The 16,638-nt window shown below is 59.4% G+C and carries 15 protein-coding genes and 1 pseudogene; 10 read left to right on the top strand and 6 right to left on the bottom strand.

Annotation, left to right across the window (positions count from 1 at the left end; translation table 11 throughout):
- Positions 1–8 precede the first annotated feature (8 nt).
- Genes EIY71_RS26970 through EIY71_RS26935 form a run of 8 tightly spaced genes read left to right on the top strand, consistent with a single transcriptional unit; the run spans position 9 to position 7,795 of the window.
- Entirely contained in the window at positions 9–1,808 is a 1,800-nt protein-coding gene (locus EIY71_RS26970) for a DUF2341 domain-containing protein (protein ID WP_134023791.1), read from the top strand.
- Positions 1,809–1,819: 11 nt separating this feature from the next.
- Positions 1,820–2,245, top strand: a complete 426-nt coding sequence (locus EIY71_RS26965; RefSeq protein WP_007955109.1) for a biopolymer transporter ExbD — start codon at positions 1,820–1,822, stop codon at positions 2,243–2,245.
- Between the two features lie 3 nt (positions 2,246–2,248).
- On the top strand, positions 2,249–2,953 hold the full coding sequence (locus tag EIY71_RS26960; RefSeq protein WP_064381837.1) for an energy transducer TonB: 705 nt from the start codon (positions 2,249–2,251) through the stop codon (positions 2,951–2,953).
- A gap of 39 nt (positions 2,954–2,992) precedes the next feature.
- Complete coding sequence (locus tag EIY71_RS26955) at positions 2,993–4,690, top strand: putative porin (RefSeq protein WP_127797981.1); 1,698 nt, start codon at positions 2,993–2,995, stop codon at positions 4,688–4,690.
- A gap of 17 nt (positions 4,691–4,707) precedes the next feature.
- Positions 4,708–5,337 (top strand): DNA repair protein, encoded by a 630-nt coding sequence (locus tag EIY71_RS26950; RefSeq protein ID WP_129974311.1) that lies wholly within the window; start codon positions 4,708–4,710, stop codon positions 5,335–5,337.
- A gap of 29 nt (positions 5,338–5,366) precedes the next feature.
- Entirely contained in the window at positions 5,367–5,834 is a 468-nt protein-coding gene (locus tag EIY71_RS26945; protein ID WP_085683839.1) for a YbjN domain-containing protein, read from the top strand.
- A complete protein-coding gene (locus tag EIY71_RS26940; protein WP_134023789.1) occupies positions 5,831–6,778 on the top strand; it encodes a peptidylprolyl isomerase in 948 nt (315 codons plus the stop codon). The genes EIY71_RS26945 and EIY71_RS26940 overlap by 4 nt, the downstream gene beginning before the upstream one ends.
- Positions 6,779–6,817: 39 nt before the next feature.
- Entirely contained in the window at positions 6,818–7,795 is a 978-nt protein-coding gene (locus EIY71_RS26935) for a LysR family transcriptional regulator (protein ID WP_134023787.1), read from the top strand.
- Between the two features lie 90 nt (positions 7,796–7,885).
- Here the strand turns inward: EIY71_RS26935 and EIY71_RS26930 are convergent, their stop codons facing one another.
- From EIY71_RS26930 to EIY71_RS26915, 4 genes and pseudogenes are all read right to left on the bottom strand, one after another.
- Positions 7,886–9,529 carry a hypothetical protein gene (locus EIY71_RS26930; RefSeq protein WP_134023785.1) on the bottom strand — a complete coding sequence of 548 codons (1,644 nt, stop codon included), beginning with the start codon at positions 9,527–9,529 and terminating at the stop codon, positions 7,886–7,888.
- A gap of 146 nt (positions 9,530–9,675) precedes the next feature.
- Complete coding sequence (locus EIY71_RS26925) at positions 9,676–10,047, bottom strand: DUF6124 family protein (RefSeq protein ID WP_085747265.1); 372 nt, start codon at positions 10,045–10,047, stop codon at positions 9,676–9,678.
- A gap of 447 nt (positions 10,048–10,494) precedes the next feature.
- Positions 10,495–12,351 carry a hypothetical protein gene (locus tag EIY71_RS26920; RefSeq protein ID WP_134023783.1) on the bottom strand — a complete coding sequence of 619 codons (1,857 nt, stop codon included), beginning with the start codon at positions 12,349–12,351 and terminating at the stop codon, positions 10,495–10,497.
- 184 nt (positions 12,352–12,535) lie between these two features.
- Positions 12,536–12,906, bottom strand: a pseudogene (locus EIY71_RS26915) (DUF6124 family protein).
- Positions 12,907–13,316: 410 nt separating this feature from the next.
- Between EIY71_RS26915 and EIY71_RS26910 the strand changes: the two are divergent.
- Positions 13,317–13,826, top strand: coding sequence for a GNAT family N-acetyltransferase (locus tag EIY71_RS26910; RefSeq protein ID WP_134023781.1), 510 nt, complete (start codon positions 13,317–13,319; stop codon positions 13,824–13,826).
- A gap of 116 nt (positions 13,827–13,942) precedes the next feature.
- Positions 13,943–14,434 carry a hypothetical protein gene (locus EIY71_RS26905; RefSeq protein WP_129974375.1) on the top strand — a complete coding sequence of 164 codons (492 nt, stop codon included), beginning with the start codon at positions 13,943–13,945 and terminating at the stop codon, positions 14,432–14,434.
- Positions 14,435–14,724: 290 nt separating this feature from the next.
- Here EIY71_RS26905 and EIY71_RS26900 read toward each other — a convergent pair whose 3' ends face one another.
- Together EIY71_RS26900 and ccoN are read right to left on the bottom strand one after the other, a co-directional pair.
- Positions 14,725–14,946 (bottom strand): cbb3-type cytochrome c oxidase subunit 3, encoded by a 222-nt coding sequence (locus EIY71_RS26900; protein ID WP_134023779.1) that lies wholly within the window; start codon positions 14,944–14,946, stop codon positions 14,725–14,727.
- A 15-nt stretch (positions 14,947–14,961) separates the two neighbouring features.
- Positions 14,962–16,389, bottom strand: a complete 1,428-nt coding sequence (ccoN, locus tag EIY71_RS26895; protein ID WP_085745864.1) for a cytochrome-c oxidase, cbb3-type subunit I — start codon at positions 16,387–16,389, stop codon at positions 14,962–14,964.
- Positions 16,390–16,638 lie beyond the last annotated feature (249 nt).

The following is a 16,638-nucleotide window of genomic DNA, read 5'->3' as shown; positions in this document are numbered from 1 at the left end:
GCACTTCCATGCAGCGCCTTTTCCTTTCGTTGTTGATCTGCCTGGGCTTCGTGCTCCCGGCCACGGCTCAGGCCTGGTGGCAGGACGACTGGCATTACCGCAAACAGATCGCCGTCGACACCACGCCGCAAGGCGCCGCGATCAATCAGGCCCTCGGTCGTACCGCGCTGCTGGTGCGCCTGCACACCGGCAACTTCACGTTTGATGGCGTAAAAGAGGACGGCTCGGACCTGCGCTTCGTCGCCGCCGACGACAAGACCGTGCTCAATCACCAGATCGAAAGCTTCGATGCGCTGATGGGCATGGCGCTGATCTGGGTTGATGTGCCGAATGTCGAGGGCGGTCAGCGTCAGGACATCTGGATGTACTACGGCAGCCAGAAGGCGCCGGCCACCGGCAACGGCCAACTGACATTCGATCCGAATTACACCGCGCTCTATCACTTCGACGGCGCTACTGGCACCCCGGCGAAAGACACCACCGCTTACGGCAACACCGCGCAGAGCGCGACCGGCGCCGCCATCGACGGCGTAGTAGGGCGTGCCTTGCAGTTCAGCGGCCAGCCGCTGCTGTTGCCGGCCAGTCCGTCGCTGCAGCACAACGCTGGCAGCGCTTTCACCTTCAGTGCCTGGCTGCGACTGGATCAGGCCAATGGCGAGCAACTGATCCTGGCCCGCCGCGAAGGCGCCAAAAGCCTGCTGGTCGGTGTGAATCAGGGCGTGCCGTTCGTGGAGATTGACGGCCAGCGCGCCGTTGCCACGCAACCGCTGAATCCGGGCCAATGGCAGCATGTCGCGCTGACCGCCGAAGGCGCGAAAGTCACGCTGTACATCAACGGTCGCGAAGGCGCGGCACTGGCTCAGGCGATGCCGGCCTTCAATTCGGTCATGGCCATCGGCGCCGATCTTCATGAAGGTCCTTTCCAGCCGTTCGTAGGCGCCATTGACGAGTTGCGGCTGTCGAAAGTCGCCCGCCCGGCGCCGCTGCTTTTGGCCGACGCCACTTCCCAGGGTGCCGAGTCGAAACTGGTCGCCTATGGCGTCGATGAAGAACAGTCCGGCTTCGGTTTCGGCAGCCTCGGCTTCCTGCTCAACGCGGTGCCGGTGGATGCCTGGGTGATCATCGCGGTGCTGGTGCTGATGATGTTCCAGTCGTGGATCATCATGCTGCGCAAGAATCGCACCCTCAGCCGTGTCACCGCCGCCAACGAAGACTTCCGCGTGCAATTCGCCAAGGTCGGCACCCGCCTGGAAATGTTCGCCGACGACACACAACTCGCCCAGCGTTTGCAGCACTCGCCGCTGTGGCGCCTGTATCAAGTGGCGGTGAAAGAAATCCGCACCCGCCGCGAGCAGGGCGCCGATACCTCGTCCGTTTCCGCCGCAACCATCGAAGCCATCCGCTGCTCGATGGACGGCGTGCGCACCCGTGAAAACCAGCAGCTCAGCTCGAAACTTTCGACCCTGTCCAACGCCATCGCCGGCGGCCCGTACATCGGCCTGCTCGGCACGGTGCTGGGGATCATGGTGGTGTTCCTCGGTACGGCCATGGCCGGCGACGTCAACATCAACGCCATCGCGCCGGGTATGGCGGCCGCGTTGCTGGCCACCGCCATGGGCCTGTTCGTCGCGATCCCCGCGCTGTTTGGCTACAACCGCCTGATCACCCGCAACAGGGAAGTCAGCGCCGACATGCGCGTGTTCGTCGACGAGTTCATCACCCGTCTGGCGGAGATGCACGGCGAAGGCCAGTCCAGTGAAGCGGCGCATCAGCGCGGTCATCACGCCAACCACTCCGTACCGGCCTGAGGAGCACTGACATGGCGTCCGTAAATGCTTCCCACGACGATGACGAAGATGCCGCAGTGGACAGCATCAACATCACGCCACTGGTGGACGTGCTGATGGTGGTGCTGGTGATGTTCATCCTCACCGCTACTGCGCAGGTCTCCGGGATCCAGATCAACCTGCCCAAGGCCAGCGCCGCCGTGTCGCTGTCGGAGGCCAAGACCAAGGCGATTTCGGTCAACGACGGCGGCCAGGTGTTCCTTGACGCCTACCCGGTGACCTTGCCGGAGCTGGAAGAACGCCTGCGCATCGAGAAAGCGCAGAACCCGGACTTCCCGGTGATCGTGCGCGGCGACGCCACGGTGCAGTACCAGAAGGTCATCGAAGTGCTGGATCTGCTGCGCCGGCTCGAACTGTCCCAGGTCGGTCTCGTTACCGGCAAACCGACGCAGGGCTGAGTGATGACTGCACAACTGCCAATCGAGCCTTTGCCAGTGAAGAAGTCGCCACTGCGTTACGTGAAGTGGGGCGCCGGGCTGCTGTTGGGCGCCGTCGCGGCATTCCTGTTGTGGCAGTGGGCCAACGACATGAGCGGCATCCGCCGGGAAGCGCCGAAGGTGCCGACGATCATCCCGTTGCCGCCACCGCCACCTCCGCCGCCGGAAAAACCGCCGGAGCCGGAAACCCCGGTCGAGGAAAAAATCGTCGAGCCCGAGCCGACGCCCGAGCCGCAAGAGGTCAAGCCCGAGGAAGAAGCACCGCCATCGCCGGCGGACGACCTGGCCAACCCGATGCAGATTGACGGCGACGCCCAGAGCGGCAGCGACGCGTTCAACATCGGCGCGGGCAAGGGCGGCGGCATGGCCGGTTCCGGCGGTGGGCGCCTGGGCAACGGCACCTACAGCCAGTTCCTCGCGTTCACTTTCCAGAAGCTGCTGCGCGAGAACCCCGACCTGCGCAACCTCGCGTTTTCGCTGCAGGCCGATGTGTGGCTGAGCAGCGTCGGCGAGATCACCCGGGTCGAGCTGATCAAGTCCAGCGGCAACCCCGAGATCGACAGTCAGGTGCTGGCCGCATTGCGTAACGCGCCGCATCTGAGCGAGCGGCCACCGGCCTCCATCACCTTGCCTGTGCGCATGTCCCTGCAAGGGCGGCGTCCGGGTTAACCGCATTCATAAAGCTGTATGAAAAGGAGTTGTGTGCAGATGATTTCCAACGTGAATCGATTGTCCCTGGCGGTCGGCATGGTCATCGCGACCCTGGTCGGTCAGGCCGCGGCAGCGCCTGCGCCCTCGGAGAACGCCACGATCAATCTGATCCGCTTGCTGGTCGAGCAGGGCATTCTGAAACAGGACAAGGCCGACGCGCTGATCGCCCAGGCCCAGAACGAAGCGGCCCAGGCCAAACAGGCAGCAGCGTCTACCGCTGTGGCGGCCGGGCCGGTCGCCGCACCGGGTGATGTGCGGGTGCAATACGTGCCGGCGGCGGTGCGCGACCAGATCCGCGATCAGGTCAAGGCTGAAGTGATGGCCACCGCCAAGCAGGAAAACTGGGCCGCGCCCAATACATTCCCGGACTGGGCTTCGCGCATCAGCTTCGACGGCGACATCCGCCTGCGTGACGAATCGCGCTACTACTCGGGCAGCAACAGCAACGAAATCGTCGACTTCGCCAAGCTCAACAACAACGGCCCGTACGACGTGAACCCCAACAGCAGCACCGCGTTGCCGCCGTTGCTCAACACCCGCGAAGACCGCGAAAACCTGTTCCGCCTGCGCGCCCGCCTGGGCATGAAAGCGGTGATCTCGCCGGAATGGACCGCCGGCATCCGCATCGGCACCGGCTCGGACAACAATCCGGTGTCGACCACCCAGAACCTCGGCGGCGGCTTCTCGAAAAAAGACATCTGGCTCGATCAGGGTTACCTGACCTGGAAGCCGTCGGATGAGCTGACCCTGACCGGTGGCCGCTTCGCCAACCCGTTCATGTCCACCGACATGCTGTATTCCAACGACCTGAACTTCGACGGCGTGGCGGCGATTTTCGACCACAAGCTCAGCCGCGACTGGGGCGTGTTCGGCACCGTCGGCGCGTTCCCGGTGGATTACACCAACGACACCACCACCAGCAACGGCTTCGACAAGGAAGAAAGCGACAACAAATGGCTGTACGGTGCGCAGGTCGGCGCCAAATGGGCGATCAACAGCAACAACCGCTTGAAAGGTGCGCTGGCCTACTACCGCTTCGACGACATCGAAGGCCAGCGATCGAGCCCTTGCGAACCGTGGGCCGGCGCACCGGGCTGCGACAGCGACGGCACCCGCGCAGCGTTCATGCAGAAGGGCAACAGCGTGTTCCTGCTGCGTGACATCACGCCGAACCCGCTCAACCCGACCACCACGCCGCAACCGCAATTCGTTGGCCTGGCGTCCGAGTTCAACCTGCTGGACCTCAACGTGGTGTGGGACGCCGACCTGCCGGAAGACTTCAAACTGCGCAGCCAGGGCAACTACATCCACAACCTCGGCTACGACGAAGGCGACATGCGCAAGCGTTCGGCGGGGCAACTGGTCAACAACCTCGACAGCAACGGCAACATCGAAAGCGGTGCCAATGCGTGGATGGTCCAGTTCACCCTCGGCAACGCGCTGGAGCTGAAGAAGCAGGGCGACTGGAACCTGTTCGCCGGCTACAAGTACATCCAGCCGGATGCCTTGCCGGACGGCTTCAACGACTCGTCGTTCCACCTCGGCGGCACCAACGCCAAGGGCTACTTCCTGGGCGGCAATTACGGTCTGGCGAAGAACGTCTACGCCACCGGCCGCTGGCTGAGTTCGGAGGCGGTGTATGGCGCGCCGTTCGACATCGACGTCATGCAGCTTGAGATCAACACGCGCTTCTAAAGCGCCGGGAGAGGGTTATGAAAATCCGCTGTTTATGGCTTGGGCTCGGCATGTTGATCGCCACCGGGGCGAGCGCCGAAGGCATGGAAGAACGCCTGCGCACCCAGTTGCGCAGCACCACCCAGCAGTTGCAAACCCTGCAAAGCCAGCAGGCCCAGGCCAGCGCCGCGCAACTGGCGGCGCAGAACGAAGCCAAGGCTGCGCAGGCGCAAATCAAGCAATTGACCGCCGAACTGGCCAAGGCCAAAGGCCTCGCCGAGCAACTGGCCGGGCAGCAGCAAAGCCTGCACAGCCAGGCCCAGGCGCAAGTCGCGGCCAGCAACGAGCAGACCGGCAAATTCAAGAAAGCCTATGACGAGTTGTTGGTCATGGCCCGTGCCAAAGAGGCAGAACGGTCTAAGCTTCAAGCGCAATTGGCTGAACGTGACACACAAGTGCAGCAATGTTCGGTCAAGAATCAGCAGATGTACGGCGTGGCCAAGCAGATTCTCACCGCCTACGAAAACATCGATGTGGCCGAGGTGATGAAGATCCGCCAGCCCTTCGCCGGCAGCGCCCGGGTCAAGTTCGATGAACTGGCTCAGGGCTTTGGCGACGAACTGTACAAGACTCAATTCGATGCGCCGCAAGCCGCGATTGCGCACTGATTAAAAGACTCATGGACAAGGAAGAAGTAATGACTCAATTGATCTCCCACGTATCCCCGCAATCCCTGACCGACGTACTGCAAGCCGCCGGTTACCGCGTCAACCAGACCGAACAGAACGGCATCGTCCAGTTGCTCAGCGCCAGCCAGGGCATCGGTTATGCCGTGCGTTTCGGCAACCCGGCGGTGGCGGAGCAGGGCAGCTACGTCGACTTCACCTTCAGCTGCGCCTTGCGCGTGCAGGGTGAATTGCCGGCCGGTGTGGCCGAGCAGTGGAACGCGACCCGCCGGTTTGCCCGGTTGTCGTTGCAGGGCGAGTTTCTGGTGATGGAAATGGACGTGGTGGTAGCGGCGGGCGTCAGCAATGACCACCTGCGCGGCAACCTGGAATTGTGGGATCGCCTGCTTCAGGAGTTCATCGTTTACCTGCGTGATTTCACCCAAAGCGCTGCCGTTGCCCAGGCACCAAAAGTTGAGCAAGAGGAAGTCGCGCTGTGACAAAACCTGCCATGGTAATCAGCGCCGCTGCGGTGGCGCTGTTGGTGGTCGCCGTGGCGCTGGTGGTGCGGCCGGGTAATGACCCGGTCGCCGCCCAGCAACCGGCGCCGGTGATTGCGGCGAACAGTGGGCCTGCGGTGGCGCGGTTGGGCAATCAGCAGGTTTCGCCGGAGGAATTGCAGGCGTTGCTGGCGGCTGTTCCACCGCAAACCCGCGAGCAACTGCGCGGTAATCGTGAGGCGCTAGAGCGCTGGATTCGTTCACGTCTGGCCGAAAAAGCCGTGCTGGAACAGGCTGATGCTCAAGGCTGGGCGCAGCGTCCGGACGTGGTTCGGCAAACCCGTGCCGCCACCGAACAGATCGTGTTCCGCGACTATTTGCAGTCGGTGAGTCAGGTGCCGGCGGATTACCCGAGCGCTGCCGAGTTGCAGCAGGCGTATGACGCGGGCAAGGCCAACTGGCAGACGCCGGCGCTGTATCGGGTCAGTCAGATTTTTCTGGGGGTGAATGAGCCGCAGAATCTTGAGGCCGTGCGCAAGCAGGCGACGGAGTTGAGCAAGAAAGCCCAGTCGAGCCCGGCGGAATTCGCGGCGTTGGCCAAAGAGTTTTCCCAGGATCGCCTCACGGCCGAACGCGGCGGCGACACTGGCCTGCAACCGTTGCAGCAACTGGTGCCGGAAGTGCGTGGCGCCGTGGCACGACTCAAGGTTGGTGCGGTTTCCGACCCCGTTCAAAGCAACGCCGGGTTTCACGTGATCAAACTCACCGAACAACAACCGGCCCGCACCGCGACCCTCGACGAGCTGCGCGATCAACTGACCCAGGCCTTGCGGGCTCAGCGTCAGGAGCAGATTGCCCAGGCTTATCTGGACGGCATGCTCAACACCGCGACACTGAGCATCGACGGGGCCGAGCTCAATAAGGTGCTGGAGAGCAAGCCTTAAGCGCTGCACACCAAAACAAAGATCGACAGGGAGTCATCGATGTCATTCACCGAACCCGCAGCACGACAGAGCAGCGCCGATTTCCGCTGGCCCCGGGACAAGGACGAACCCTGGCTGGCGCAAGCCGCGACCCTCGACGGCGACGTCGCGCAGTACTTTCTGGTAAGCGCCCGCTGCGGCTGCTTCATGCAGGCCGCTCGCAGCCTCAACGTGCGCTCGACCCTGCTGCGCAAACAACTGGCGCAACTCGAACAGCAACTGCAATGCGCGCTGTTCAGCTTTCAAGGCAGTGCGCTCAGCCTGACCCGCGAAGGCCAGCAATTGCAGGCGCAACTGGTCGCGCTGGTCCACGAACGTAAACTCCCGGTAATCGAGCAACCCTTGATCAGGCTGGCCGTCGCCGAATCGATCCTGCACGACATCCTCGGCCGCGACCTCATCGCACTGCTGCGCCGCAACGCCAGCGTGCGCCTCGAGATCATCGCCCTCGACAGCGAACTGGCCCTGCGCGCCGTCAGCGCCGACATCGTGCTGTGGCTGGCCCACGGCGACACCCCGCACCCCGGCCCGACCTTCGCCACCAGCGAACCGCAACGCCTGGCGCAACTGGAATACCAGCCGCACATCGCCAAACGCTATTCGCGCGTGACTGCACGCCCGGAAAGCCCCGATGACCTCGCGGATTTCATGTTGGTGCAATGGCAGCATGATCGGCAGATCGACAGCTTTCGGCCGTGGAATGAACTGGTCGAACAGCGGTTGGCCGGGGTGGTGCAGATGCAGTCTTATGAGCTGATGCTGGAGATGATCCGGTGCAGCGCGTGCATCGGGTTGCTGCCGATGTACATGAGCCGGTTTGATCGCGGGTTGGTGGCGTTGCCGGGGTTGTTTGGCGAGGCGATGCGGTTGCAGGCTTGGTTGGCGGTGAATAGTGAGTCGGAGATGGTGGGGGAGGTGCAGGTGCTGGTTGAGTTGATCAGGCGCACTTTCAGCGAGCGGGGGGAGTGGTTTGAATAGCTGAATAGAGAAGGACGGATTATTCGCTTAAATAAATCCGTCCCGTTTTTTCCGTTGTCTTGGGACGCTGGAGTGAGAGCTATGCGAGGGCTACAAAAACTGTATCCGATCGATGATTACCTGACCATTCACTACCACAGCAATCGACTTGATACCGTTCAGAACCCCTGTATCGATCTGTTGCTGACGCTGGTAGGCGGTGACCGTTAGGTTAATGAAATTAAGCGTCGCCCCAGCGGTATCCCTGAAAACCAAATTCATTTGAGTGGCATTACCAAAAATATTGCCACCCGCAATCCAGATCACCAGTCTGTTGGCAGTCCTGCCAATCAGCTCCACCTCATAAGATAGAGAGGTAATTTGCCCATTAGGCTGCGCTAAATACCCATAAAACGCCTGTCCATTTGCGTCAACGGGATCAGTAAACCTTCCAATGGCCAGCGAGTCATTCGGATGAACTTTTCCCGTCAAGGTTACTTTGATTTTATTGGTCGAAACCGATTGCCCAACCTCGGAGGCTCCCTGACTGGGTGTGGACTCAAAATCCTCAATGTCCGGCAAACCCTCTCCAACTACTCGTGCCTGGGCTTCCCTGGAAACGCCAATGACTTTGCCTCCCCTGATCTGTTCGAGCTTGACCCTCACCTGACTGTTGGCAACCACCTTTACATTGGGTATTGGCCAGGAAAACTGCCCCGGTACATTGCCGATTGGCAAAGTCTCGTCATGGGTGGCGACCATGACGCCGTTCAGCCACGCTTCGAACGTTAGATGAATCTGATCCCCCGCCTGCCAAATCGTATTGATCAAGTGAATCAACGCCCATAACGGCCCGCCATTCATTTTGCCCAGATCAACAATGGCCGGATCGTCACCGTTTTCTCCGAGGATTTCCTGAAGGATGGCCTCGAGCAGTTCTGCCCAATCCAGATGCACATCGATCAGACAAGGAATCGACCAATGATCCTGTGCATTGAATTGGCCCAACTGTGTTGTTCCTGAGTAATTGTTTGTCTGGCTGATCACGTTGTACTTGATCGGGAACTGCGGATTGTTCGGATCCTTGGCAAAGTGCGGTGTAGTCAGAGTGAGTGTGATTGGCTGGGTCAGGTCGGGGTTGGGGTTGGTCGGCGTTGGTTCGATTCGATGTTTGGTCTCTACTCCGCCGCTATCAACAGTGATCAGGTCATAGAGATGTTTGTGCGGATAATCCAGCGTTAGCAGTACGCCTTGTGCAGCTTGTGAGGCGTCCACGCTGGTGGGGGTGGCGTTGATGGCGAGTGCCGAATGTCCGCCCCCCGGTACCTGTTCATCGCCACCTGGAGCAAAAGCATCGTAAAGCACCGTCAATGAGGGAGACGTGTCGCCGTTGCCTGAAAGACGCTCAACCGTACAGTGCAAACTGTTGATGTCCTCCAGCAGCAAACCGGCAGGCAGGCGTAACAGCACCGGGTCGCTGATGCTGAATACGATTTCACTGCTGATCGGCTTTGGGTTGTTGTTCAGGTGCAAGTGAACGGTTTCATACAGATCCTGACCTTGCCAAGGCCCGAACAGCACTGCCATCCCCAAAGGGTCTTTGTAGTGATTGACGATCGAGACCCCGATATGCGCACCAATCACCGGGTCAGTCTTGAGGAGGACTTGTGGAGGCGTGAGAGCAAAAATGGCGATGGGGGGCGACGTGGTGGCGTTCATGGCATCTGCTCGCGGGGCAATTGAGATGAGCTTCATCAAAGCACCATGCAGTTGCATCGACCACTGTCAGATCTGACAGGTGAAGGCTGTTTATAGATGAACGGTCGAGTGCCGAAGAGATCTCCAAGGATTTGAACAGGCAGAAAAACGGCCCCGTAAAGGGGCCGTTTTGGTTTCACCACTTAAACGCGCGTCTCAGCCGCCACCTCCAGATTGTCCAGCATCCGGTTCACGGCCAGCTCCCCCAGCATGATCAATTGCGCAATGCCCAACAGCACATGCCGATGCGAGCCGTCCACCAGCCCGGCGAAGTCGGTGGCCATGGTTTTGGCCGAAGTCAGGGTTTCGCAGGCTTCGGCCAGCAGTTCTTCACTGTCGACGCCGGGGGCGATGAGATAGCGGGTGTTGGGTTTGAGCAGCGGTTTTCTGGGGAGTAGGGGATTGAAGTAGTGATCGAGGGCGCGTTCGGCGGCTTCGTGGAAGGTCTTTGAATCCACCGATTCGTAAGGCGAGGTGGAGTCGGTTTCGGGCGGGTTTGGCGTTGGTTTGATCATGGTGAAGCTCCTTGAGAAATGGAGCCGTCATCCATCGCTGCTAAACGAATGAGGTGGCGGCTGTACGCGGGTTAGCAGACCAGGCTCAAGGATCCCGGCGCACCGAAGTGCCCCACGCAAGCCGCCATAAAACAGAAATGGCGAAACCAGCGTGCCTTGAGAATTGCCGAGCTGCTAAACCCGATCGCTGATTCATCAGCGACCCGGAAACGATAGAGCCGGCCCCCCAAGGCGCACAAGCCGGCGGATTCTGGCGGATGCGTAGGCAATGGCGCAAGGCGTTGTGGCTTGCCGGACGTTTCGGTCAACGGCTTTAAACAGTCGTGGCGAATTCGTGAAGAAGCGGTTTAAGGTAACCGGCTACGCACTGATACGCGGTTCGTAAATAAATGCGTCCCCTTTTTGTTTTGAAATATTTCCGTCTCCTTTTGTTATTAGCTTTTGCCATCAAGTCGGAATGCAAGTGAATGCCCTGATCCTCTTACTGTCCCCATAAAGCAACCCCAAACCACCAATGATTGAACCATTCCAGCATAGAAAATTAACCTGTGTTGCGACGTACTGGTAAATTCGTGATCCGAGGGGGTCAGGGTAAATTCGGTTTTCGTAAAGATCACGAACGGGGTTGACCAAAGATGGCGTTACATATTGGATTATGTTGTAGCTATTTACACCTCCAACGCTTTGTATCCATGTTTTCCCCTCATCTGCCGTCAGTAGGGCGTTGTTAACGAGAAGCTGGTAGACATTCAAGACTTTAGCGGAATACGAAACGCTCTGGTTTGCAGCATCGGTGACCGTAATCTTCGTGATGCCGTTTTTCAATCCCGTTACTTTGCCACTGCTCGAAACTTGTGCAACCAGTGTGTTCGCTGACATGTAGGAGTACGGAGGCACCCCCCCTGTCGCAGTACGCGTAGCCGTGTTCCCTGCCATTTCGTTGGTAGGCCAGCCATAGGGGTTAACTATCATGACGCCGTCCAATTCCATTTCGGTCGTATCAATAGCCAGATCGGGGGGCCGAATGCTCAATTCCGCACTTACCGTGGTCTCGCTGCTGGACGCAGTAATTGAAAACACTCCTTGCACTGAACCCGCTGTTGCCCCGTTAATCGTTACCTTTCCGTCAACTCCTGTCGTGAAGTCCTTGGTGCTCGTCCCATCGGCAAACCTTGTTCCCTGTGGCAACGTCACCTTGATGATTCCCACAATCGGCTGCCCGTTCTGCGTCAAACTCAACTCGATGCCTCCCAACTGATCACCCGCCGTGGCGGTGTAAGGCCCATTGAGAAACGCCACCACCACATACGCCACCACTTTCAAATTACGCACATTCGAATAGGTATTAGTCGGGTGATAGAGCGATTTTGCATACAGGCGCCGTGCGCCCGACGGTACTGTGATCGTCAGTACCCATGTTCCTGTCGTCGGGTCAGCCGTTACCTTGCCCTTCGGCACTGCGCTTGGGCCGCTGCCGTCATAGATTTCGACCTGCCGCCCAGCACTTGCCTCGCCGTGGAGTGTCAGCGAGGTGCTGCTCGTTGTATTCCCTTCTGGAACATCGTTGCCGGTTGCGTCAAGAACGGAAATGAGCTTCGGAACGATAAGCGGCTGGTTGGCACTGATGAGGATGGAGGTCGTAGGCGAAACTCTGAGGTTGCTCAGTTGATCTTTTATGGTGGCGCTCACTGTACGAGTACCGTCACCGATCTGCTGGAGGTCAAGGGTCGTCAGGTTGTAGGTGACCGGGTTGGCAGGATGGACATAGGGAATGGTTTTACTCCATGAGCCTATGGTCAGTTCCATTTCGTCAAATTGGCGCGGGTCGCTCCGGGTTAAAGTGACGGTAGGCGACTGCCCCGGAACAATGCTGGGCGGATGGCTGACCGTGATACCGGAGACCGGGTTGTTGAACAGCACATTCAGTATCGGGGTGGATTGATCTTTATTACCGCTGACCCGGGTGACTTCGTAGTACAGCCTATTGAGGCCATCCTTCAACACTCCCCAAGGAGCGTCCATAAAAATGCGGTCGTTCTCTTCGCCCGGCTTGATAAGCTTGATCACGGATGTCGCCAGGCTGTTGACCCACAGCCTTACGGAGTCACCTGCTGTAAAGGAGGTGGAAAACAACCTGACCGGGTCGATCACAATGAAGAGTTTGATGGTTGGCGAATAAATGCTCTGGGAAATGCCGAGATCGTAGGTTTTCGGCGGTTGCAGGTTTTCTTCTGCGCCCGGGATTGCCATCGGATACAGCTGGAGCAAGGCGGTGATCTGTGTCGAATTGACGTTGATGCTCATGTTGCTCTCCTGGCGTGCGATAAATAGCCATCTTCGGGACGAAGTTCATGACACCGCGAAAGAGGAGCATCGTCACCTGTCAGATCTGACAGGTGAGCGTGATTTCAAGACGAATGGTCATCGGTAAACGGTTTCCTGCAGACGCAAAAACGGCCCCGTAAAGGGGCCGTTTTGGTTTCAGCACTCAGACGCGCGGCTCAGCCGCCACCTCAAGATTATCCAGCGCCCGATTCACCGCCAGTTCCCCCAGCATGATCAGTTGCGCGATCCCCAGCAGCACATGCCGATGCGAGCCGTCCACCAGCCCGGCGAAGTCGGTGGCCATGGTTTTGGCCGAAGTCAGGGTTTCGCAGGCGTCGGCCAGCAGCTCTTCGCTGTCGATACCGGGGGCGATGAGGTAGCGGGTGTTGGGTTTGAGCAGCGGTTTCTGGGGAGCAGGGGATTGAAGTAGTGGTCGAGGGCGCGTTCGGCGGCTTCGTGGAATGTCTTGGAATCGAGTGATTCGTAGGGCGAGGTAGTATCGGTTTCGGGTGGATTTGGCGTTGGTTTGATCATGGTAGTACTCCCTGATTGATGGAGCTGCCACGGTTCGCTGCGAAACGAATGGAGGTGGCAGCTGTACGCGGGTTCGCAGACCGGGAATCAAGGAACCCGGCATACCCGAAGGTATCCCGCGCACAACCGCCATTACGCGACCAGCAAAGAATGCTGAACGGAAACGACGCTCTGGGCGCCTTGATTGATCCTGGCTGCGAAACCCGATCGCTGATTCATCAGCGACCCGGAAACGATAGAGCCGGCCCTCAAGGCGCACAAGCCGGCGGATTCTGGCGGATGCGTAGGCAATGGCGCAAGGCGTTGTGGCTTGCCGGACGTTTCGGTCAACGGCTTTAAACAGTCATGGCGAATCCGTGAAGAAGCGGTTTACAGTGACCGGCCAAGCACTGATCCAGGAGGGATCTTTCATGGCTGAGCACAACCCCGCCATTCACCTCGAACGCTTCAGCGAATCCCACATCGAAAGCGTCACCGCGCTTTACAACGACCCGGCTGTGACCCGGCAGGTGCTGCAGATGCCGTTTCAGTCTGCCGAGATCTGGCGTCAACGACTGATGCCGGAAAACGAACGGATGGTGAAACTGGTGGCGTTGCATCAAGGTGCGGTGATCGGGCATCTCGGGCTGGAGGCTTTTTCGCGAATTCGCCGCAGTCACGCGGGCAGTGTCGGCATGGCCGTTGCGGTAGCGTGGCAGGGCAAGGGTGTCGGTTCGAAGCTGTTGGCAGCGGCGCTGGACATCGCCGACAACTGGATGAACCTGCACCGGGTCGAACTTTCGGTGTACGCCGACAACGAGGCGGCCATCGGCCTCTATCGCAAGTTCGGCTTCGAAAACGAGGGCCTGTTCCGCGATTACGCTGTGCGTGACGGGCAATGGGTCGACACCTTGAGCATGGCGCGGCTGCGCAAACGCTGACCTTCTGTCCGTCAATGGTCGAGGGGACGACCGGGTAGGCAAATGACTTGCACGGTCGTCATCGGCATCTGCCATGCTCAAAGTCCGCAGCACCGCTTCCTTGAAGGAACACCGCAATGGACGACGTACAGCAACTGGGCGAAATGCTTCGCCACTATGCCGATAGCGAAGCGCACAAGAAGCAACTGTTCGAGACGCAATCGGCGACCTGGGCCACCCGGATCACCGAGTTGTTCGGGCAGATTCAGCAATGGCTGGAGCCAGTGCAGGCGCCGGGGTTGCTGGAGGTGAGTCGCGAGGCTTATGTGGCGTTCGGGCCGAGCACGCCGGTTGAGACCTCAACCTTCAAGACTGAAAAACTGAGCATCGTGATTGCCGGCAAACCGGTGGAGTTTGTGCCGGATGTGATGGGCAGTGGCGGGCAGATTTCGCTGGCAGTGGTGGGGCTGACGGCGGCGCGTTATGGGAGTGTTTCGTTGGTGGGGTTACCCAATGGTGATTGGCAGTGGCGCAAGACCAATGGGTTGAAGGATCCGGATACGTTTGCTTTCGATGCGAATTTTCTCGCGCAGCAGTTACAGAGTTTGATTCCGCGTGACCGCACCTAAGATCAAAAGCCACCCCCTCATCGGAACGCCGCCCGCCCAGCCCTCTCCCCCAAGGGGGCGAGGGGGAAAGGGAGCAGATCTGCGTTGTTTTCAATTTTGAGCTCGGCGGAAAGGGAGCCGATCTTCGTTGTTTTCAATATTGAGTTCGACGGAAAGGGAGCAGATCGGGGGCTTTTCAGTTTTTGAGTTCGGCTCGATATTTCAGGTCGGTGTATTTCGAGTAAACAACCCGGTCAGTTCCCTCTCCCTCCGGGAGAGGGTTAGGGTGAGGGGGCTGCCCCTGACACACCTCACATTTCGAGGTTGATCCACCCCGGCTTCGCCACCTCCGGCGTCACCGCTTTCACGGTCTTACCGGTGGCCATCTCAACCCGCCGCGCCACCTCCGGATCATCCGCAAACGGCGTCAGACTCGCCTCATCCAGGCTCTCGGCCGTCTCGTGCCGCAAGCAGTACTCCACCGCCAGCCACAGAAACACCACGCCCAACACATTCAAGAAAACATCGAACATGACCGGCTCCCTTTATCAGGCGATCTGCGCTTCACGATGGGCAATCGCAACATCCGCCACACGCACCGTGCGCCACACGTTATAGGCCATCAGCAACATACCGCTGAGGAAGAACACCCCACCGGCAAACCGTACGACAAACCCCGGATGACTGGCCTGCAGCGCTTCAACGAACGAGTACGTCAGCGTGCCGTCCTCGTTGATCGCCCGCCACATCAGGCCCTGAGTAATCCCGTTGACCCACATCGAAGCGATGTACAACACCGTGCCAATGGTCGCCAGCCAGAAGTGCAGGTTGATCAGCGGCGTGCTGTGCATCCGTTCGCGGCCAAAGACCTTGGGCACCATGTGATAAGTCGCGCCGAAGGTGATCATCGCCACCCAGCCGAGGGCACCGGCGTGAACGTGGCCGATGGTCCAGTCGGTGTAGTGGGAGAGGGCGTTGACGGTCTTGATCGCCATCATCGGGCCTTCGAACGTCGACATGCCGTAGAACGCCAGCGACAGGACGAGGAAGCGCAGGATCGGGTCAGTGCGCAATTTATGCCACGCGCCGGACAGGGTCATCATCCCGTTGATCATGCCGCCCCAGCTCGGCGCCAGCAGGATCAGCGACATCGCCATGCCCAGTGACTGCGCCCAGTCCGGCAGCGCGGTGTAGTGCAAATGGTGCGGGCCGGCCCAGATGTACAGGGTGATCAGCGCCCAGAAGTGCACGATCGACAACCGGTACGAGTACACCGGCCGATTCACTTGCTTGGGCACGAAGTAATACATCATCCCGAGGAACCCGGTGGTCAGGAAGAAACCCACCGCGTTGTGCCCGTACCACCACTGCACCATGGCGTCGGTGGCGCCGGAGTACACCGGATAAGACTTGAACCAGTCCACCGGAATCGACAGGTGATTGACCACGTGCAGCATGGCGATCACCAGGATGAACGCGCCGAAGAACCAGTTGCCGACGTAGATGTGCTTGGTCTTGCGCTGCACCACGGTGGTGAAGAACACGATGGCATACGCGACCCAGACTACCGCCATCCACACCGCGCCGGAGAATTCGATCTCGGCGTATTCCTTGGTGGTGGTGTAGCCCATCGGCAGGGTGACCAGCATGATCACGATCACCGATTGCCAGCCCCAGAAGGTGAACGCGGCGAGTTTGTCCGAGTACAGCCGCACCTGGCAGGTCCGCTGCACGGCGTAGTAACTGGCGGCGAATTGCGCGCTGCCGGCGAAGCCGAAAATCACCAGGCTGGTGTGCAACGGTCGCAAGCGGCCGAAGGTGGTCCACGGCAAGTCCAGATTCATGTCCGGCCATACCAGTTGCGAGGCGATCCATACCCCCATCGCCATGCCCACGACGCCCCAGAAAACAGTCGCGATGACGAATTGGCGGACGACCTTGTAGTTATAAGCCTGTCCGATTGTTGCTGTGCTCATGGTCAGTTCATCCACGGTTGCAAAGTCTTGCCAGGCCACCCGGTCTGGCACGAGCTGCACTGTAGAAACCCCACCGGAAACAAAACAGGCTCAGGAATTGTTCATTTATGCGGATCAGATCAAAGCGCTGCCTGCGGCCATCTGCCGCGCCCTGATACGGTTTTTATACGTTCAGGTGAATCTGTTGTGCACTGCGCCGTTCGTCGATAGTCAGGGAAAATACTGTGGGAACGGGCAAACCCGGGATAG

It is taken from the genome of Pseudomonas sp. CH235, assembly GCF_004368175.1.
In the GTDB taxonomy this organism is placed as follows: Bacteria; Pseudomonadota; Gammaproteobacteria; order Pseudomonadales; family Pseudomonadaceae; genus Aquipseudomonas; species Aquipseudomonas paraglycinae.
Note: the sequence above shows the minus strand (reverse complement) of the source record. Positions and strands in the feature narration are given on the sequence as shown.